Genomic DNA, 19,571 nt, shown 5'->3' with positions numbered 1-19,571 from the left:
CCCGAGTTGCCGCTTTTCTGCATCAAAGCAGACGCGGTATTCGCGCCGGTCAGCGCAGCTTCGCCTGCCGCCTGAACTCGCTCGGGCTGCCACCCGTGTGCTCGCGGAACACGCGGCTGAAGTGGGAGAGGTTGCCGAAGCCGGAGGCCAGCGCGATGTCGGTGATCGACCTCGCGGCGTTGGCCGGGTCCAGCAGTTCGCGGATGCTCGCCGCCAGCCGCTGGTGCTGGATGTAGCCGTTGAGCGTCTCGTCGTCGTCGGCGAAGGCGCTGTGCAGCAGGCGCTTGCTGCAGCGCAGGGCCAGGGCCATGCTGTCGATCGACAGCGCCGGGTCGTGCAGGTTCTGCGCAACGTGGCGGCGGATGCGGTCTTTCAGGGCCTCGCGCTGCGTCTGCGGCGTTTCCTGGCCCGCCAGCTCCATCAGCGAAAGGCGCACGAGCTGGATCAGCAGTTCGCCCGCGCCGCGCGCCGCGGCCTCGCTCATGAAGGGCAACTCCAGGTAGGTGTTGCGCATGGTCTCCAGCGCCACGCGCGAGATGCCGCTGCCGCCGCCGATGCGCCGCGCCACCAGGTCGTTGAGCGGCAGCGCGGGCGATGCGATCTGGTTCTTGGGCAGCATCACGATCAGGTGGTCGCTGCGCTCGGGGTTGGCCACGGTGTAGTCGGCGGTGGTGTCGTAGAGCGTCCATCCGCCCGAGCGCACCGCCGCCGCGCGGCCGCGCTGCGTGACCTCGGCCGAGCCCTGCCAGGGCGCGACGATCTTCAGGTAGGGCGCCTCGCTCAGCCGCGCCATCTGCGTGGTGCGCAGCACGCGGTGGCGGTTGGCCTCCAGCCGCGTGAGGATCACGTCGCCCGCGTGCGAGGCCGCGAGGTGGCCGTCGAATTCGCTGTCGTCGTAGAGGTCGGAGCCCAGTCCGCCGAAGTGGCGCCACACCCATTCGCACCACAGCGGCCCGCGCTCCTTGGGCGGGATCTGGTCGGTGGACAGGAGCAGCGAGGCGGTCATGCAGGCTGGGCGGCTGTAACGGCAGTGGAGACGAGAACGAAAGATTTCAGCACGAAGCCGGGTTGCCGCGCATTGTGAAGCGCCTTCGCGGCCCAAGGGATTGCGGGTTAACCACTAGGCGCGTGCACGCTGCGTCAAGTGCTTTGTGCGCGGCTGGCACAGCGCGCGAAGGCTGCGATTTCTACGATTCCGGGCAGCGGGCGCATACCGACGCCCGGAGGAGACTTCAATGCTTCGACCCGATCGCCGCACCTGGATCAAGGGCACCGCCACCGCCCTCGGAGCGGCCGCCGTCGCGCCGCAACTGTTCGCCCAGAGCGGCCCCGTGAAGATCGGCTACGCCATCGCACGCACAGGCCCCTGGGCGGCAGGCGCGCAGGTGAGCCAGGAACCCAACTACCTGCTGTGGGCCGAGCAGGTCAACGCGGCGGGCGGGCTCTCGGTGAAAGGCACGAAGCGCCCCATCGAGCTGATCGGCTACGACGACCGCAGCGAGACCGAGACCTGCGTTCGCACCTTCGAGAAGCTCATGGGCAGCGACAAGGTCGACCTGGTGCTGCCGCCCTGGGGCTCCGGCGCCAACTTCGCGGTCGCGCCGCTGGCCAACCGCTTCGGTTATCCGCTGCTGGCGCCCACCGCGCTCTCGCGCAAGCTGATCGACATGCGCCTGCCCTTCTTCTTCTCGCTGCTCCAGCAGCCCGACAAGATGATGGGCGCGCTGGTCGACATGCTGGTGGCGAACAACGTGAAGACCATCGCCATCGTCTACATGGACGACCTGTTCGGGCTGGAGAACTTCGCGGCGCTGAACAACGCGCTGAAGAAGACGAGCATCCAGGTGGTGGAGCGCAAGAGCTACCCGCTGGGCGTGAAAGATCTCGCGCCGGTGCTGCGCACCATCAAGGACCTGAACCCCGACGCCTTCATCGGCATCACCTACCCGCCGGACACCATCCTCGCGAGCCGGCAGGCGCGCGAGGTGGGATTCAACCCGAAGCATTTCTACGCTTCTGTCGGCACCGCCTTCCAGCTCTACAGGAACGTGATGGCCGCCAACACCGAGGGCGTGATCGGCATGGGCTCGTGGAACGGCAAGACAAGCCCCGAGGCCAAGGCCTACTTCGACGCGCACACGAAGAAGTTCGGCAAGGAGCCCGATCGCTGGGCCAGCGGCCATGCATGGGCCGGGCTGCAGATACTGCAGCAAGCGGTGGAGAAGATCGGGCTGGACCGCAAGGCGCTGCGCGAGCACATCGCGAAGAACGAGTTCAAGACCATCCTCGGCCCGACCCGCTTCGAGGGCAGCGAGAACGCGTCGATTCCGGGCACGGTGTCGCAATGGCAGGGCGGCGACTTCGAAGTGGTCTGGCCGAAGGACCGCGCCACCGCGCAGCTGATGCCGAAGCCAGCCTGGAAGTAGGCACGTGTCTTTCTCCGGATGGGCCGAGCTTCTGGCCGGCGGACTGATCACGGGCGGCATCTACGCGCTGGTGGCCATCGGGCTGAACCTGCAGTACGGGCTGATGCGCATCATGAACATCTCGCACGGCGAGTTCCTGATGCTGGGCGCCTTCGCGACATGGTGGGCGCACACCGCGCTGGGCGTGTCGCCGCTGCTGTTCATGCCGGTGGCCTTCCTGCTGCTGATGGCGCTGGGCATGGCGGTGCACCGGCTGTGCTTCCGACAGGTGGCGGCGCGCGCGCCGAACGTGGACGTGTTCGAGGCGCGCAGCCTGATGGTGGGCTTCGGCCTGATGTTCCTGGTGCAGAACACCGCCCTGCTCGTGTGGGGCGGCGACCTGCGCGGCTACGACTACCTGGCCGACCCGGTGCAACTGGGCGAGATGCGCTTCACCGCCAACAAGCTGGTGCTCTTCGGCGTGGCGCTGGCGCTGAGCCTGGTGCTCATCGCGCTGCTCAAGCTCACACTGCTGGGCAAGGCGGTGCGCGCGCTGATGCAGTCGCCCACCGGCGCGCAGCTGGTGGGCATCAACACCAGGCGGCTGCATCCGCTGATGTTCGGCATCGGCCTGGGCCTGTCGGGCGTGGCCGGCTCGCTGCTGTCGATGACCTATGAAATCTCTCCCTCGATGGGCGAGCCCTACACGGTGACGGCGCTGATCGTCATTACCCTCGGCGGCTTCGGCAGCGTCGCGGGCAGCCTGGTCGGCGGCCTGCTGCTGGGCGTGGTGGAGGCGCTGGGCATGCACTTCACCAGCCCCTCGCTCAAGATGCTGCTGTCTTACGCCGTGTTCATCGGCGTGCTGATCTGGCGGCCCAACGGACTGTTCTCCAGAAAATGACTCTTCTCCCGTCTGCAACGAACAAGCCCTGGTGGGTGCTCGGCGCCGGCCTCGTGCTGGCGGCTGCCGTGCCATGGGTGGCGACGGAGTTCGTGGCCTCGGTCGCGCTCGGCTGCCTGATGTACATCGCACTGGCCACGAGCTGGTCGCTCTTCTGCGGTGCCACGCGCTATCTCTCGCTCGCCACCTCGGCCTTCTTCGGGCTCGGCGCGTACGCGAGCGCGACGCTGCTCGAGGTGCTGCCCTGGCCGCTGGTGATATTGAGCGGCGCGGCCGTCGCGAGCGCGGTGGCGGTGCTGATGGGCGCGGCAGTGCTGCACCTGCGCGGCACCTACTTCGCGGTGCTGACCTTCGGCATGACGGAGCTGATCCGCCACGCCGTGACCTTCGTCGAGAAGCAGGTCTCGGGCACGGTGGGCCGCGTGCTGAGCGTGGTGCCATCGAACGAGACGGTGTATCTCACGGTGCTGGCCATAGCCGGTGCCGCCATCGCCACGGCGCTGCTCGTCAAGCGCAGCCGCTTCGGGCTGGCGCTCGCGGGCATCGGCGCCGACGAGCAGCGTGCCCAGACACTGGGCGTGGACACGCGCCGCGCGAAGGTGATGGGCTTCGCGCTCACCGCCGCCTTCGCGGGCGCGGTCGGCGCGGCCATGGCGGTGCGCTGGACCTACATCGACCCGCCGGCGGTGTTCAGCCCCTTCATCGGCTTCCAGACCGTGCTGATCGCGATGATCGGCGGCGCGGCCAGCATCGGCGGGCCGGTGGCGGCGGCCGTAGTGTTCAGCCTGCTGTCGGAAACGCTGCGGCTGCAGCTGCCCTACGGCTACATGATGGTGCTGGGGCTGCTGCTGATCCTTTGCGTGATGTACCTGCCCGACGGGCTCGCGTCGCTGTGGCGGCGCAAGGCGCCGGCGTCGAGGGAGGCGCGGCCATGAGCAATCCGCGGATCCTGCTGGAAGCCCGCGAGCTCACGGTGCGCTTCGGTGGCCTCACCGCTGTCGATTCGGTGAGCGCCACGCTGCGCTCGGGCGAGATCGTCGGAATCATCGGGCCGAACGGCGCGGGCAAGACGACCTTCTTCAACGCCATCTCGGGCGTGGTCATGCCGACCTCCGGCCGGCTGCTGGTGGAGGACGGCATCGAGCTGACGCGGCGCGGCCCGCACTTGTACGCGGCCCACGGCATCGCGCGCACCTTCCAGACGCCGCGTGTGATGGCCGACATGACGCTGGCAGACAACGTTCGCTTCGGCATGCAGTTCGCGGGCAGGCACCGCGAGCCCATCGCGGGGCTGGGCAGCACGGGCGAGATTCTCGACATGCTGGGCCTCGGCGCGCTCGCGAACAACACCGCCGCCGGCATCACGCCCTCGCAGCAGCGGCTGCTGGAGATCGGCATGGCGCTCGGCACCCGGCCGCGCGTGTTGCTGCTCGACGAGGTGGCGGCCGGGCTCACCGAGGCGGAGGTCGACGCGATGGCGCGGCGCATCCGCCGGCTGCGCGACGAGCACGGGCTCACGGTCGTGTGGATCGAGCATGCGGTGGCCACGCTGCTGAAGTACGTGGAGCGCGTGCTGGTGCTGCACCAGGGCCGCAAGATCGCCGACGGCACGCCCGCCGAGGTGGTGCGCAACGCGGAGGTGGTCGAGGCCTACCTCGGCGACGAGGTGGAGGCGACGGCATGAGCGGCACGAACATGAGCCACATGAGCGCGCGCGGCCTGTCGGCCGGCTATCACGGCTTCCAGGTCATCCAGGGCATGAGCCTGGAAGTGCAGCCCGGCGTCACCGTCGTACTGGGCCCCAACGGCGCGGGCAAGACCACGCTGCTGAAGGCGCTGGCCGGCCTGCTGCCGCGAACCGGCGAGGTGCTGCTCGACGGCGTCGCCCTGCCTTCGGCCGACGCTGCCGCTTGCGTGAAGCGCGGCCTCGCGCTGGTGGCCGAGGGGCGCCAGCTCTTTGCGCAGATGACGGTCACCGAGAACCTGGAGCTTGGCGGCTGGCTCATTCCGGCGCGGCTGCGCGCCGAGCGCCTCGCGCGCGCCTTCGACGACTTTCCGCGCCTGAAGGAGCGCGCCACGCAGCTCGCCGGCACCATGAGCGGCGGCGAGCAGCAGATGGTGGCCGTGGCCCGCGCCATGATGAGCGGGCCGCGCCTCCTGATGCTCGACGAGCCCTCCCTGGGGCTCGCGCCGCGCATGGTCGACGAGCTGCTGTCCATCGTGCGCCGCATCGCCTCGCAGGGCGTGACGGTGCTGATGGTCGAGCAGAACGTGCGCAAGGCGCTGCAGGCCGCCGACCGGGGCTATGTGCTCGAACGCGGGCGCGTCGTGGCTTCGGGCGAGGCGCAGGCGCTGCTGAATTCCGACGCGGTGCGCCAGGCCTACCTGGGCGTCGCCTGATACCCCCTCTTTCTTCTTTTCTCCTCGCAAAGGACTTCCCATGACCGACATTTCCATGCTCATCGACGGCGAGCGCCGCGCGGCCACCGGCGGCGCGACCTTCGAGCGCCGCAACCCGCTGGACGGCGGCATCGCCACGCGCGCGCCGGCCGCCACGCCGGCCGACGCAGTCGCCGCCGTCGAGGCCGCGCACCGCGCCTTCGCCGCATGGTCGGCCACCGGCCCCGGCGAGCGCCGCGCCGCGCTGCTGAAGGCCGCGCATGCGCTCGAAGCGCGCGCCGATGCCTTCGTGCAGGCGATGGCACGCGAGACCGGCGCATCGGCGCTGTGGGCAGGCTTCAACGTGCACCTGGCGGCAGGCATCCTCACCGAGGCCGCATCGCTCACCACCCAGATCGCGGGCGAGGTGATTCCTTCGGATGTGCCCGGCAGCCTCGCCATGGGCGTGCGGCAGGCGGCGGGCGTGGTGGTCGGCATCGCGCCGTGGAACGCGCCGGTGATCCTCGCCACGCGCGCCATCGCGACGCCGCTGGCCTGCGGCAACACCGTGGTGCTGAAGGGCTCGGAGCTGTGCCCGCAGACGCACGCGCTCATCATCGAGGCGCTGGACGAAGGCGGGCTGCCCAGGGGCGTCGTCAACTTCGTGACCAACGCGCCCGCAGACGCCGGAGCGGTGGTCGAGGCGATGGTGGCGCACCCGGCCGTGCGGCGCGTCAACTTCACCGGTTCCACGCGCGTGGGCCGGCTCATCGCGCAGACCTGCGCGAAGTACCTGAAGCCCGCCGTGCTCGAACTCGGCGGCAAGGCGCCCTTCGTGGTGCTGGACGATGCGGACCTCGACGCGGCGGTGAACGCCGCCATCTTCGGCTCCTTCGCCAACTCGGGGCAGATCTGCATGTCGACCGAGCGCATCGTGGTCGACAACGCGGTGGCCGACGAGTTCGTCGCCAGGTTCGCGGCCCGCGCGCAGTCGCTGCCGCTGGGCGATCCGCGCGAAGGCCCGGTGGTGCTCGGCTCGGTGGTCGACATGAGCACGGTGAAGCGCTGCAACGCGCTCATCGACGACGCGCTGGCCAAGGGCGCGAAGCTGGTGTGCGGCGGCAAGGCCGACAACACGCTGATGCCCGCCACCGTGCTCGACCATGTGACGCCGGCGATGGAGATCTACCGCGAGGAATCCTTCGCGCCGGTGAAGGCGGTGGTTCGCGTGAACGGCGAGGAAGAAGCGGTGGCGGTTGCCAACGACAACGAGTTCGGCCTCTCTTCAGCGGTGTTCGGCCGCGACGTGGCGCGCGCGTGGAACGTGGCGAAGCGCATCGAGTCCGGCATCTGCCACGTGAACGGACCTACGGTGCATGACGAGGCGCAGATGCCCTTCGGTGGCGTGAAGGCCTCGGGCTACGGCCGCTTCGGCGGGCGTGCGGGCGTGGAGGCCTTCACGGAGCTGCGTTGGGTGACCGTGCAGACCACGCCGCGGCACTACCCGTTCTGAGCGATCTCGCGGGTGATGCGCAGGAACTTCTCGATGTCGGCCATCGAGTGGCAGTGCAGCGGTGACACCCGCACTGTGCCCGTGAGCCCGAAGGATTCCAGCATGCGCTTCGAGTAGATGCTGCTCGCCACGCGCTCGTAGACCGTCACGCCGCGCCTGGCGTACTCGACCACTGCCTGCGTGCAGTCGATGCGGTCGAAGCCGATGCCCAGGATCAGGTCGCGCTTGCTCAGGTCCTCGTAGTCGAGGAAGACGTTGACGCCTTCCATCTTGCGCATGCCTATGGCGTTCGCGTTGCCGTCGAGCAGTGCGCAGAGCAGCGCGCGCTCGTGCATCTCGATGTGCGTGATGCCCGCGACGAACAACGCGCGGCGATCCGTGGCCTGGGTGAAGTGCCCGCCCAGCCAGCACACGTAGTCGACGATCTCGGTGAGCACCGCGAACTGCCAGGGCGAGGCGCTGCCGAGGTCCCAGTAGCCGGGCTTCTTGCCCGCGAGCTTGTGGTGCGGCAGCACGGCCGCGCGCTCGGACATCCACGACAGCCCCGAGCCCCGGCAGCCGAAGAACTTGTAGGGCGCGAGATTGATGCCGTCCACCGGCGTCTTCTGCAGGTCGATGAGACCGTGCGGCGCGTGCTGCACGGCGTCGACCAGGATGTACAGGTCGGGCTTGATCTCGCGCGCGCGGCGCACGATGGCTTCCATGTCGAGCTTGGCGCCCGAGATGTTCGACGCATGGATCACGTTGAGCAGGCAGGTGTCCCTGTCGACCAGCCGCACGATCTCGTCCACGTCGACGCCGCCGGTGACGGGGTTGCTCTTCGCCACGCGCAGCTCGCGGCCCAGGCGCTGGGCGTAGAGGCTCATTGCGTCGAAGGCGGAGGGGTGCTCCAGCACGGTGGTGACCATGTTCGTGCCCGGCACGTTCTCGGCCACCGCGCGCACCATGTCGAACATGGCGCCCGAGGCGGTGAGCGAGGCGTACACGCTGCCGCCGGTGGCGTTGAGGATGGTGCGCAGGTCGTCGCAGCCCCTGGCCTGGATCTGCTGCAGCTCGACGGCCGTGGCGTGGATGCGCTCGGTGTTGTCGGGAATGGCATCGACCAGCGCGAAACGCTCGGCCGCGGCCTTCAGGCGGAAGGAGCCGCCGGCGTTGTCGAAGTACAGGCGCTCGCGGCCATGGTGGTCGTGGTCGACCTGCAGGAAGCGCGCCTTCACCTCGCGCATGAGCGCGTCAGGAAAGGCCAGTCCGTGGGGGTGTTTGGAAGACAGCTCGGAACCCATCGCTCAGACGCCCTTGTTGTTCGGGTTCTTGTAGATCTCGCGCACCGCGTCCGTCATCGGGAAGTTGAGGTTCGCGTTCCTCGGCGGGATCGGCGAGAGGAACCACTTGGTGTAGAGCTGCTCGATGGCGCCCGACTTCATCAGGCCCGTGACGGTCTCGTCCACCAGCGCCTTGAACTGCGGATCGTCCTTGCGCAGCATGATCCCGTAGGGCTCCTGGCGCAGCGATTCCTTCAGGATCTTGTATTCGCCCGGGTTGGGCGCGCTGGCGATCATGCCGGCGAGCTGGACGTCGTCGAGCACATAGGCGTCGGCGCGGCCGTTGGACAGCCGGAGGAAGCCGTCGGAGGTGTCCTTGCCGGGGATTTCGTTGACTTCGATGGCGCCGCTCTTGCGTGCGACGCGCAGCAGCTGGATCGAGGTGCTGCCCGACACGGTGGCCACGTTCTTGCCGTTGAGGTCGGCAAGGGTGTCGATGCCGGAGTTCTTGCGCACCGCGGCGGTGATGTTGGCCACGAAGTGGCTGGGCGCGAAGTCCACCTGCTGCTGGCGCTGCGTGGTGTTGGTGGTGGTCGCGCAGTCGAGGTCGACGGTGCCGTTCTGCAGCAGCGGAATGCGGTTGGTCGAGTTGAGCATGGTGTAGCGCACCTCGATCTTCGCGAGGCCCAGCCTGGCCTTCACCGCGTCGACGATCTTCAGGCAGATGTCGTTGGTGAAGCCGATGGGGTCGCCATCGGAGCCGAGCTTGTACGAGAACGGGATCTGGCTGTCGCGCGCGCCGATCTGGATCGTGCCGCTGTCCTTGATCTTCTGCAGCGTGCCGCCGTCCTGGGCGCTGGCGGCGGCACAGGCGAAGGCGAGAGCCAGTCCGAATGCGAGGGGCAGTTTCCTGAAGTCCATGGCGGTTTCCTTGAAGAAGAGTCGATGACGGTGGATCGGGGCGAATCTTCAGCCTCGCCATCAATTTCCAAAAGCGATTTTTTGTGATCGAATTACATGAGAAAAAGCGTTCTTTCGGAGACCGCTCCACCGTGATGACCTTCAAGCAACTCGAAGCCCTGTACTGGATCGCCCGCCTCGGCGGCTTCGCCCAGGCGGCCAACCAGCTGCACACCTCGCAGTCGGCCATCTCCAAGCGGGTGCACGAGCTCGAGCAGCTCTTCGACACCGAGCTCTTCGACCGCAGCCAGCGCACCGCCCGCCTCACCGAGAAGGGCGAGGAAATGTTCGTGCTCGCGCGCAAGCTGCTGGAGCAGCGCGACGCGGCCATCGAGCAGTTCGGCAAGCCGGGCGTGGTGGAGCGGCGCATCCGCCTCGGCGTGACCGAGCTCACGGCGATGACTTGGCTGCCGCGGCTGGTCGGCCTGATCCGGCAGCACTACCCCAAGGTGATCCTCGAGCCCGACGTGGACGACAGTCTGCAGCTGCGCGACAAGCTGCTGGCCGATGAACTCGACCTGGTCATCGTGCCCGACACCTTCGCCGACTCGCGCATGCCGCACAAAGTCATCGGCCAGGTGAGGAGCGCGTGGATGTGCAAGCCGGGCGTGGTGCCTTCACCTTCCAATGGCGCCGCCATGCGGCTGCACGAACTGGCGCGCCACCGCATGCTGGTGCAGGGCAACAACTCCGGCACCGGCCGCGCCTACGACGCATGGATGAAGGAGCAGGGCGTGCAGCCCGCCGACGTGATCGTGGTGAGCAACCTGGTGGCGCTGACCGGGCTGACGGTGTCCGGCCTGGGCGTGAGCTACCTGCCGCGCGAGTGCCTTCAGCCGCTGGTGACGGCCGGCATGCTTTCAGTGGTCGAGGTGGCGCCCGCCCTGCCGGTGGTGCGCTACGTGGCGATGCACAAGGGCGAGCACCGCAGCGCCCTCACCTCGTCGATCGTGATGCTGGCGCAGGAGTGCTGCGACTTCACGCGCATGTTCCAGGCGCAAGGGGAGGAAGAGAAGAAGGAGTACGGAAGGCCGGCTCCGGCCTGAGCGGTACCGCCGAGGACGCCCATTCTGATGAAGCCGCGTCAGCGGCTGTCGCCGACCGGGGAAAGGTCGGAAAGATCGGGATGCATGTGCTGCAGCGCGAGCGAGAGCCGGACCACGCGCTCCCGCGCACCCGGCTCGCCCCGGGCGAGTGCGCCCAGCGCGGCTTCGTAATCGTCGGTGAGCTGTTGCCACAGCTCGAAGTCGGCGCCAAGGCCTTCAGCGTCCTTGTCCATCTTTGCTCCAGTAGGAATTCGACGGCCGATGTAGATGCGCAAGTTTGACTGATTTTGACCGTGAACGTTAGAACTTTAGCGGTCTTAGGGTTATAGCTGTCGAAATACTGCGACGAAGTGTGCCGGCAGGGCGGTCGGCATCTAAGGGTTCCTACGGTGAAAGTATTTTTCAATACAGCCAAGAATTCGCGCCAGTGAGCCAGTAAACAGCCAAATCCAAGCGAAAAACAAGGCATATAAGAAAAAACATTTCAAACCTTGCCGTTTCTACAAACCAAAAGCTCCGTTGCAAGACATCCGTTGGAAGGTGCCCATGACCATCACCGTGACACGCCAGGACGCCCGCTACAACACCCTGAAGAAGGGTTTCAACCTGCGATGGCCCTCGACGGAAACGGACGCCGCCTCCCGCATCGAGCTGGCGGAAAACGCCGCCGACGCGGCCTCCGCGCTGCAGCGCATCGTCGACGCGGGCCTGCGCCCCACCCTGCGCAGCGGCGGGCATTGCTATGAGGATTTCGTCTCCAACAATCCCGACGGCGCAATCCTCGACCTGAGCCTGCTCGACCAGGCCGGCGCCGCAGCCCGCGGCGACGGCCGCTTCCGCATAAGCCCCGGCACGCAGAACTGGACCGGCTACCTCGACCTCTACAAGCGCGGCAACGTCACCCTGCCCGGCGGCTCCTGCTACTCGGTGGGCGCGGGCGGCCACATCTGCGGTGGCGGCTACGGCCTGCTGTCGCGGCTGCAGGGGCTCACGGTCGACTGGCTCTCTGCGGCGGACATCCTCACGGTGGACAACCGCGGCAAGGTGGTGCCGCGCACCGTCGACGCCGACCGCGACCCCGACCTGTTCCGCGCCTGCCGCGGCGCGGGCGGCGGCAATTTCGGCGCGATCACCAGCTACGTGTTCGACAAACTTCCCACGGCGCCGCGCGAGGTCGCGCTGGCGGTGGTGGCCTTCGACTGGGCCAGCATGACGCCCGAGCGCTTCACCGCCCTGCTCACCACCTATGGCGACTACTGGGCCACGCGCGGCAAGTCCCCCGACACCTGGGGCATGTTCTCGCTGCTGAAGCTCACGCACCGCTCGGCCGGCCAGATCGTGATGCTCACCCAGTTCTGCAACCCCGACGGCACCTGCAACGACCTGACGGTGCTCAACGACTTCCTCGACCGCTTCCGCGCCTGCGCGCCCGTGCCCGCCAAGGGCCGCCCGCCCGGCGTGGGCCCGGCACCGCAGCGCGACGCGGGCCAGCTGCTGTGCTCCAGGCCGCACACCGTGACGCGCTACGACTGGCTCACCGCCACGCAGTACCTCAACGGCTCCGGCGAAAACCAGCGCGGCAAGTACAAGTCGGCCTACATGAAGCAGAACTTCAGCGCGCGCGAGGCGCAGCGCATCTACACGCACCTCACGCGCACCATCGCCGGCGTCGACCTGAGCCAGTCGCTGCTGCAGGTCGATTCGTACGGCGGCGCCGTCAACAAACCAGAGCGCATCGCCGACACCGCAGTGCCGCAGCGCGCATCGATCATGAAGCTGCAGTACCAGACCTACTGGCGCGACGCGAAGGACGACGCCGGCCACCTGCGCTGGATCGGCGACTTCTACCGCGACGTGTACGGCACGCCCGACGTGCCCGAGCGCCGCGCCGGCACGCCCTACCCCGGCGAGCGCTACGAGGGCTGCTACATCAACTACCCCGACAACGACATGCTGGCCTACCCCTTCTGGCCGCAGCTCTACTACGGCGACCAGGGGCTCTACGACTTCCTGCGCAAGGTGAAGCGCCGCTACGACCCGAACAACATCTTCCACCACGCGATGTCGGTGCGTCCGTGACAAGGCCCGATCGAGAGAGGAACGACACCATGACAGCCCAGACCGGCCAGAACCGCCGCACCGTCATGCAATGGCTCGGCGGCGCATCCACGCTCGGCGCGCTCTCGCCCGTGCTGCCCGCCAATGCGCAACAAGCCCCGGCCCCAGCCGTGCCCGCGGAAGCGCCCGCCGGGCCGGCGCCCCGCTTCGCCTATGTCGGCACCTACACCTTCGACGCTCCCGGCGGCACCGCCGGCGGGCCGGCCTCGAAAGGCATCTACGTGCTCGCCATGCAGGACGGAGGCTGGACGCCGCTGCAGACGGTGGAAAGCGCGAACCCGTCCTTCCTGGCCGTGCATCCGAACCGGCGCTTCCTCTACGCGATCAACGAAATCGACACGTACCAGGGCCTGCCCACCGGCACTGCCGAGGCCTATGCCATCGACGAGCGCAGCGGCCGGCTCACGCTGGTCAACCGCCAGCCGCTGTCGCTCTCGGGCGTGATCCCGGCGCACCTGGCCGTGTCGCCCGACGGCCGGGCGCTGGTGGTAGCGCTGTATGGCGGCGGTGCCTACAACGTGCTGCCCATCGGCAGCGACGGCGCGCTCGGCAAGGTCTCGGGCATCGAGAAGGAAACCGGCTCCGGCCCCGACACCGAGCGGCAGGAATCGCCGCATCCGCACATGGTGCAGTTCGATGCCTCGGGTGGGCGCGTGCTCGCGACCGACCTCGGCAGCGACCGCATCAACGTCTTCACGCTGGCGGACGGCAAGCTGGCGCCCATCGGCCGCACGGCCGTGCAGGCCGGCAGCGGGCCGCGCCACCTGGCGCTGCATCCGTCGCAGCGCCATCTCTACGTGGTGGGTGAGCTCGATGCATCCGTGAGCTGCTACGGCTACGACGCGGCGAGCGGCGCTGTCGGGGCGCAGCGGCAGCGCGTCTCGACCCTGCCCGACGGCTACACCGGCCAGAAGAGCGCGGCTGCGCTGGTGATGCATCCCTCGGGGCAGTTCCTCTATGCGAGCAATCGCAGGCTGAAGTCGGAGCATCCGCTGGCCGACAGCATCGCCGTGTTCCGCATCGATGCCGCGAGCGGCAACCTGACGCCGCTGCAGCACTGGAGCGAGGGCTTGCGCTTTCCGCGCGCGCTGGCCGTCGCGCCTGATGGCAAGCACCTCTACGCGCTGAGCCAGAAGGGCGACACCATCCTGCGTCTGCGCATCGACCCCGCCACCGGCCGGCTCGACCAGCCGGTGCAGGTGGCGCAGGTGCCGACGCCGGTCTGCCTGGTGTTCGCCTGACCGGAGCTAGCTCGCGCTGCCCCGCGTGAGCATCCGCCCCGCGCGCGCAAGCACGCGTGCCTCGGCCTCGCCGCCGCGATAGGCCAGCACGCCGTTCACGAACACGCGCTCCACGCCCAGGCTCACGCCGTGCGGCTTGTCGTAGGTGGCGGTGTCGGCGATGGTCTCGGGGTCGAACACCACCACGTCGGCCATGGTGCCGGCGCGCAGCAGGCCGCGGTCGGCGATGCGCAGGTTGCGCGCGGTCATGCCGGTCATCTTGTGTACCGCCTGCTCCAGCGTGAACAGCCGGCGCTGGCGCCAGTAGCGCGCGAACACGCGCGGGAAAGCGCCCCACAGGCGCGGATGCGGATGCCGGTCATGCGGCAGGCCGTCGCTGCCGATCATGGTGAGCGGATGCGCGATGACGCGCTCCACGTCTTCCTCCTGCATCTGGAAGTAGCAGGCACCGCCGGGCTTCAGCCGCAGGCAGGCCTCCTGCTCGCTCACGCCCCATTCGCGCGCGATGTCGGACACCAGCCGCCCCGTCATCTCCGGATGCGGGTCGGACCAGGTCAGCAGCACGTCGATCACGCCGTCCACCAGGTCCTCGCGCAGCACGGTGGAACCGGCCACGTAGGGGTACACGTCCATCGCGATCTTCTGGCGCTGCGCGAGCGATTCGATCAGCGGCAGCGTCTCCTTCGTGCGGCCCCAGTTGGCGGGGCCGGCGCACTTGTGGTGCGAGATCACCAGCGGCACGCCGGCCTCGAAGGCGCAGTCGCCAGCCTCGTGCAGCGCCTCGATGATCTGCTGCATCTCGCTGCGCAGGTGCGTGGCGTAGACGCCGCCGTGGCGACTCACCACGCGTGCCAGCGCGGTCACCTCTTCGGCGGGCGCCGCGAAGGCTTCTTCGTAGAACAGGCCCGAGGACATGCCGTGCGCCCCGTCGGCCATGCAGCCGTCGAGCAGCGCCTCCATGCGCGCCAGCTCATCGGCGCTGGCCGGACGGTCCAGCGCCTGCATGGCAGCGAAGCGCAGCGTGGTGTGTCCCACCAGCGCGGCCACGTTGAGCGCGGGCTGCGTCGCATCGACGGCCGCGCGGTACTCGGCCATGGTCGCGTGCTTGAACGAGTCTGCGCCCAGCAGCGTGAGCGGCGGCAGCGACTGCGGCGTGCGGTACGGCGCGAGCGAGATGCCGCAGTTACCCGTCACCACCGTGGTGATGCCCTGGGACACCTTGGGCAGGCACAACGGGTCGCGCAGCACGATGGCGTCGTCGTGCGTGTGCGCGTCGATGAAGCCGGGGGCGATCACCTTCGCGCGGCAGTCGACGACTTCCACGTCGGCCAGCGCCAGCCCTTGCGGCAGCCGGTCGCGCAGGCCCTCGCCGAGCGCGACGATGCGGTCGCCCTGCAGCAGCACGTCGCCGGGCCACGAAGGTCCGCCAGAGCCGTCGACCACCAGGCCCGCCTCGAGCAGGATGGCCTTGCCGTTGTCTTCGCTCACGATGCGCTCCCTCCGTCGTTGACCCCGCCGCCGTCCCAGCTCTGCAGCGGATGCGTGGTGGCGTCGATGCCATGGCGCTGGAAGGCCTCGCGCGCGCGCTGCAGGCGCTGAACCGCGGGCTCGCCGCGACGCTGGGCCACCAGCACGGTGAGGATCTCGATGACCGTGAGGTGCGTGAGGTAGGCGTCGATGCCCACGTGCATCACCGCGTCGTCGGGCACCGACAGGCCCAGCAGGAAGTCGGCCCTGGCCGCGAGCGCCGTGCCTGGCCGTGTGAGCGCGACCACCTTGGCACCTTGGCCGCGCGCGATGTCCACCGCGTCGAGCAGCGAGGGCATGCCGCCCACGTGCGAGATGGCGATGACCACGCCGCCCGGGCGCTGCGCCGCGCCGGCCACCTGCTGCAGGTGGTAGTCGGCCCAGGCGTTGGCCGAGAGGCCCAGGCGGAAGAGCCGCGCCTGCAGGTCGTTGGCCATGAACCACGAGGTGGCGCCCGCGCCGTACAGGTCGACATGCGGTGCCGCCGCGATGGCCGCCACGGCGCCGTCGAGCACCTGCATGTCGAGCTGGCCGCGCACGCCAGAGACCGAGGCCGCGGCGCTGCGCGCGATCTTGCCGACCACTTCGTCGGCCGCGTCCTCGATGTTCACGCGGCGGTGCAGCGGCGAGCCGCCGAGCGCGAGCTCCTGCGCCAGCGCGAGCTTGAATTCGCGCAGGCCCGCGAAGCCGAGGTCGCGGCAGGTGCGCATGATGGTGGGCACCGAGCTGCGCGAGCGCTCGGCCAGCTGCTCGAAGCTTTCTTCGAGCACGCGGTCGGGGTCTTCGAGGATCAGGTCGAGAATCGCGCGCCGCGTCGCCGGGGCGTCGCTGCGGATGTCCGCGATCTTCTGGAGCAGTGAGGGGGTCATCGCAACGCAATCAGAAGTGCATGGCCACCGCGTCGCTCACGCGGTAGTCCTGCTCGACAACCGGCATCCAGTGCCACTTGTCGAAGGTGGTGCAGGGGTGCGAGATGCCCAGGCCCACGCGGTCGCCGACCTTGGGCGCCTCGGCTTCCTCGTTCGCTTCCCAGCGCAGGTAGGCGTGCTGGTCGTTCAGCGCGGTGATCTTCCAGCCCGCGGGCACGCCCTGCGGCTGCAGCACGCCGCGCGCCGCGCGCGCGATGGGCACGGGCAGCGAGAGGTCGAAGGAGATGTCGCGCTTGCCCACCGCCAGGATCGCCAGGCCCGGTTCGGGGCGCGACTGCACGGTGGCCCAGACTTCCATCGCCGGCACCAGGCTCTCGCCGCAGTTACAGCCCAGGCGCTCGTCCACCGCGCTCACCATGCGCTTGTAGAAGCCGTGGTCGTGCGTCACGTAGCAGCCCGAGCGCAGCAGGCCGCGCACCGGCGCGCCCAGCGCGGGCTTGAGCCGGCCGGCCACGAGGTCGAAGATGGCCGAGCCACCGGCCGAGACCAGCACCTCGTCGGTCTCGAAAAGCTTGTTCTCGTCGCAGTGGCGGGCCACGGCTTCCACGCGGTCCATCAGCGCCTTGGCGTAGGCTGTGTCGGGCTCGCTCTGGCCGGTGGCGCCCTGCCCTTCGTAGCACTCGATGCCCACGAGCCGCACGGCCTCGCTGGCGCGCAGCCGCGTGGCCAGCGCCACGGCTTCCTCGTGCGTGCGGCAGCCGGTGCGCGCGCCGTCCACGCCGATCTCGATCATCACGTCGAAGGGCACGCTTGCCGGGTGACGCGCCGACCAGTCCTCGATGAGCGCGAGCTGCGCCAGCGAATCCACCAGGAACACGATGCGCAGGTCGGCATGCTCGCTCAGCAGCATCTGGATGCCGGCCAGGTCCTCGTCGCTCACCACCTGGTTGGCGATGAGCGTGCGGCGCGCGCCGGCCGCAACGCCCACGGCCAGCTGCGTGACGGTGGCGAAGGTCAGGCCCCAGGCGCCGGCGTCGAGCTGGCGCCGGAAGAGCTGCGGCGACATGGTGGTCTTGCCGTGCGGCGCGAGGTCGATGCCCCACTCGCGCACGCGCGACTGCATCCACGCCAGGTTGTGTTCGAGCGCCTCGCGCTTGAGCACGGCCAGCGGCAGCGGCAGGTCTCCGGCCAGCACGTTCCAGCCGGCGCTGCCGATCTCGCTGCGGCGGCGCGGCGCGGCGGTGCGCGGATAGCCCTTGAAATTGCTGCCCAGCAGCGGGTCGGTGAAATCGGTGGCGGCAGTCATGGTCATGCGGCAATGTTTGATAGCAGTTCTTTGCGGATGCAGGCGCTGTAGTGTCCTGCCGAAATCTCTTCCAGCGGCGGCACCGTCTGCGCGCAGGCCTCGATGGCGTGCGGGCAGCGCGTGCGGAACACGCAGCCCGAGGGCGGCGCGATGGGGCTCGGGATGTCGCCCTTGAGCGCGATGCGCTCGGTCGTCATCTCCGGGTCGGGTTTGGGGCTCGCGGCCAGCAGCGCGCGGGTGTAGGGGTGCGAGGGGCGCGCGAACAGTTCCTCGGTGCTGGCGACTTCCATCACCTTGCCGAGGTAGAGCACCACCACGCGGTCGCACAGGTACTCGACCACGTCGAGGTCGTGCGAAATGAAGAGCATCGTCAGGCCCAGCCGCTCGCGCAGGTCGGCCAGCAGGTTGATGACCTGCGACTGGATCGACACGTCGAGCGCCGACAGCGGCTCGTCGGCCACGATGAACTCGGGCTCCACCGCGAGCGCGCGCGCCACGCCGATGCGCTGGCGCTGGCCGCCCGAGAACTCGTGCGGGAAGCGGTTGGCGTGCTCGGCGCGCAGGCCCACGGTTTCGAGCAGCTCGGCAATGCGCCTGTCGCGCGCCGCCGCGCCCTTGTGCAGGCCGTGCGTGGACAACGCCTCCCCGAGGATCGCGCTGATGCGCATCTTCGGGTTCAGGCTGGCGTACGGGTCCTGGAAGATGATCTGCAGCTTGCTGCGCAGCCTGCGCATGCGCTCGGCCGAGAGCTCGCCGATGTCGTCGCCCCGGTAGAACACCTGGCCGCTGGTGCGTTCGAGCAGGCGCAGCACGGTGCGGCCGATGGTGCTCTTGCCCGAGCCCGATTCGCCGACCAGGCCCAGCGTTTCGCCGGGCTGGATCGCGAAGGACACGTCGTCGACGGCGCGCACCGGGCGGTCGCTGCTGCCGAAGTATTTCTTGAGTCCGCGGACTTCGATGAGGGGCGCGGAAGAGGAAGAAGAGGAAACAACGGCGCTCATGCGGCCCTCGCGAGTGTTTGGTCGGGCTGCACGCGTACGCATCGCGCCTGGCGGCCCTGCCGGATGTCCAGCAGCGGCGGCATCGCGGCGCTGCATTCGGCAAGCGCCAGGTCGCAGCGCGGCTCGAAGGCGCAGCCCGGCGGCGGCGCCAGCGGGCTCGAAACCTGCCCGCGAATCGCGAACAGCCGCTTGGGCTTGGGCTGGCCGGGCTGGCGCGCCTTGCCCGGCAGGCAGGCCAGCAGGCCCTGCGTGTACGGATGCTCGGGCTGCGCGAACAGCGGCCGCACCGGCGCGCTCTCGACCACGCGGCCCGAATACATCACGACCACGTCGTCGGCATGGTGTGCGACCACGCCGAGGTTGTGCGTGATGAACAGGATGCTCATGCCCGTTTCGGCCTGCAGCCGGCGCATGAGTTCGAGGATCTGCGCCTGGATGGTCACGTCGAGCGCGGTGGTGGGCTCGTCGGCAATCAGCAGCGTCGGGTCGCAGGCCATGGCCAGCGCGATCATCGCGCGCTGGCGCATGCCGCCCGAAAGCTGGTGCGGATACTCGTGGATGCGCTGCGCCGCCGCCGGGATCTCCACCAGCTCCAGCATGCGCTGCGCATGCGCCAGCGCCGCCTTGCGGTCGAGCCCCTTGTGCAGGCGCACGCTTTCCGCAATCTGCTCGCCGATGGTGAACACCGGGTTCAGGCTGGTCATCGGCTCCTGGAAGATCATCGACAGCTGGTTGCCGCGCAGCGAGCGCATCTCGCGCTCGCCGATCTGCAGCAGGTCGAGCGTCTTGCCCTCGCGCGTCACGAAGGAAGCACTGCCGCTGACCTGCGCGTTGGCCGTCTTGGGCAACAGGCGCATCAGCGTGAGGCTGGTGACCGACTTGCCAGAGCCCGACTCGCCGACCAGCGCCGTCGTCTTGCCGGGCTGGATCGAGAAGCTCACGTCGGCCACCGAGCGCACCAGGCCGTCCTCGGTGGGAAAGCTGGTGCTCAGGTTGCTGACCGTGAGGCGTGGGGTCTGGTTGTTGTTGGCGGTCGTCAT

The 19,571-nt window shown here is 69.0% G+C and carries 18 protein-coding genes; 9 read left to right on the top strand and 9 right to left on the bottom strand.

Features of this window, described 5'->3' with window-relative positions; all coding sequences use genetic code 11:
• Positions 1-49: 49 nt before the first annotated feature.
• Positions 50-1,006 (bottom strand): helix-turn-helix domain-containing protein, encoded by a 957-nt coding sequence (locus ABL838_RS06825; RefSeq protein WP_126023060.1) that lies wholly within the window; start codon positions 1,004-1,006, stop codon positions 50-52.
• 229 nt (positions 1,007-1,235) lie between these two features.
• Here ABL838_RS06825 and ABL838_RS06820 point away from each other — a divergent pair, with 229 nt between their 5' ends.
• The 6 genes from ABL838_RS06820 to ABL838_RS06795 are packed head-to-tail and all read left to right on the top strand — an operon-like array spanning position 1,236 to position 7,201.
• Complete coding sequence (locus ABL838_RS06820) at positions 1,236-2,426, top strand: amino acid ABC transporter substrate-binding protein (RefSeq protein WP_418124796.1); 1,191 nt, start codon at positions 1,236-1,238, stop codon at positions 2,424-2,426.
• Between the two features lie 4 nt (positions 2,427-2,430).
• Entirely contained in the window at positions 2,431-3,309 is an 879-nt protein-coding gene (locus ABL838_RS06815; RefSeq protein WP_418124794.1) for a branched-chain amino acid ABC transporter permease, read from the top strand.
• Positions 3,306-4,244: a branched-chain amino acid ABC transporter permease gene (locus tag ABL838_RS06810; protein ID WP_184635184.1), complete on the top strand. Its 939-nt coding sequence runs from the start codon at positions 3,306-3,308 to the stop codon at positions 4,242-4,244. The genes ABL838_RS06815 and ABL838_RS06810 overlap by 4 nt, the downstream gene beginning before the upstream one ends.
• On the top strand, positions 4,241-4,993 hold the full coding sequence (locus tag ABL838_RS06805; RefSeq protein WP_369659408.1) for an ABC transporter ATP-binding protein: 753 nt from the start codon (positions 4,241-4,243) through the stop codon (positions 4,991-4,993). The genes ABL838_RS06810 and ABL838_RS06805 overlap by 4 nt, the downstream gene beginning before the upstream one ends.
• Positions 4,990-5,709 carry an ABC transporter ATP-binding protein gene (locus ABL838_RS06800; RefSeq protein WP_369659409.1) on the top strand — a complete coding sequence of 240 codons (720 nt, stop codon included), beginning with the start codon at positions 4,990-4,992 and terminating at the stop codon, positions 5,707-5,709. Before ABL838_RS06805 ends, ABL838_RS06800 begins: the two co-directional genes overlap by 4 nt.
• A 40-nt stretch (positions 5,710-5,749) precedes the next feature.
• Entirely contained in the window at positions 5,750-7,201 is a 1,452-nt protein-coding gene (locus ABL838_RS06795; protein ID WP_184635178.1) for an aldehyde dehydrogenase, read from the top strand.
• On the opposite strand, the gene ABL838_RS06790 is transcribed toward ABL838_RS06795, so the two are convergent.
• Positions 7,189-8,484, bottom strand: a complete 1,296-nt coding sequence (locus ABL838_RS06790; protein ID WP_418124791.1) for an aminotransferase class V-fold PLP-dependent enzyme — start codon at positions 8,482-8,484, stop codon at positions 7,189-7,191. The genes ABL838_RS06795 and ABL838_RS06790 overlap by 13 nt on opposite strands.
• Positions 8,485-8,487: 3 nt before the next feature.
• A complete protein-coding gene (locus tag ABL838_RS06785; protein ID WP_418119378.1) occupies positions 8,488-9,384 on the bottom strand; it encodes an amino acid ABC transporter substrate-binding protein in 897 nt (298 codons plus the stop codon).
• Positions 9,385-9,518: 134 nt separating this feature from the next.
• Between ABL838_RS06785 and ABL838_RS06780 the strand changes: the two genes are divergently transcribed.
• Positions 9,519-10,469, top strand: coding sequence for a LysR family transcriptional regulator (locus tag ABL838_RS06780; protein ID WP_184635173.1), 951 nt, complete (start codon positions 9,519-9,521; stop codon positions 10,467-10,469).
• Between the two features lie 38 nt (positions 10,470-10,507).
• Here ABL838_RS06780 and ABL838_RS06775 read toward each other — a convergent pair whose 3' ends face one another.
• Entirely contained in the window at positions 10,508-10,702 is a 195-nt protein-coding gene (locus ABL838_RS06775; protein ID WP_126023050.1) for a hypothetical protein, read from the bottom strand.
• 313 nt (positions 10,703-11,015) lie between these two features.
• On the opposite strand from ABL838_RS06775, the gene ABL838_RS06770 reads away from it, so the two are divergent.
• Entirely contained in the window at positions 11,016-12,548 is a 1,533-nt protein-coding gene (locus ABL838_RS06770; protein WP_418124790.1) for a BBE domain-containing protein, read from the top strand.
• 29 nt (positions 12,549-12,577) lie between these two features.
• On the top strand, positions 12,578-13,828 hold the full coding sequence (locus ABL838_RS06765) for a lactonase family protein (RefSeq protein WP_418124789.1): 1,251 nt from the start codon (positions 12,578-12,580) through the stop codon (positions 13,826-13,828).
• Positions 13,829-13,834: 6 nt separating this feature from the next.
• Here the strand turns inward: ABL838_RS06765 and ABL838_RS06760 are convergent, their stop codons facing one another.
• From ABL838_RS06760 to ABL838_RS06740, 5 genes are read right to left on the bottom strand one after another with little or no spacing between them, the layout of a single operon-like run.
• On the bottom strand, positions 13,835-15,316 hold the full coding sequence (locus tag ABL838_RS06760) for an N-acyl-D-amino-acid deacylase family protein (RefSeq protein WP_418124788.1): 1,482 nt from the start codon (positions 15,314-15,316) through the stop codon (positions 13,835-13,837).
• The gene (locus ABL838_RS06755; RefSeq protein WP_126023046.1) at positions 15,313-16,224 is read right to left on the bottom strand and encodes a MurR/RpiR family transcriptional regulator; all 912 of its coding nucleotides are present in this window, start codon (positions 16,222-16,224) and stop codon (positions 15,313-15,315) included. The genes ABL838_RS06760 and ABL838_RS06755 overlap by 4 nt, the downstream gene beginning before the upstream one ends.
• A 10-nt stretch (positions 16,225-16,234) precedes the next feature.
• A complete protein-coding gene (locus tag ABL838_RS06750; RefSeq protein ID WP_418124787.1) occupies positions 16,235-17,536 on the bottom strand; it encodes an amino acid deaminase in 1,302 nt (433 codons plus the stop codon).
• Complete coding sequence (locus ABL838_RS06745; RefSeq protein WP_418124786.1) at positions 17,533-18,531, bottom strand: ABC transporter ATP-binding protein; 999 nt, start codon at positions 18,529-18,531, stop codon at positions 17,533-17,535. Before ABL838_RS06745 ends, ABL838_RS06750 begins: the two co-directional genes overlap by 4 nt.
• Positions 18,528-19,571 carry an ABC transporter ATP-binding protein gene (locus ABL838_RS06740; RefSeq protein WP_418124785.1) on the bottom strand — a complete coding sequence of 348 codons (1,044 nt, stop codon included), beginning with the start codon at positions 19,569-19,571 and terminating at the stop codon, positions 18,528-18,530. The genes ABL838_RS06745 and ABL838_RS06740 overlap by 4 nt, the downstream gene beginning before the upstream one ends.

Source organism: Variovorax sp. 160MFSha2.1 (genome assembly GCF_048305075.1).
Lineage (GTDB): Bacteria > Pseudomonadota > Gammaproteobacteria > Burkholderiales > Burkholderiaceae_C > Variovorax > Variovorax guangxiensis.
Note: the sequence above shows the minus strand (reverse complement) of the source record. Positions and strands in the feature narration are given on the sequence as shown.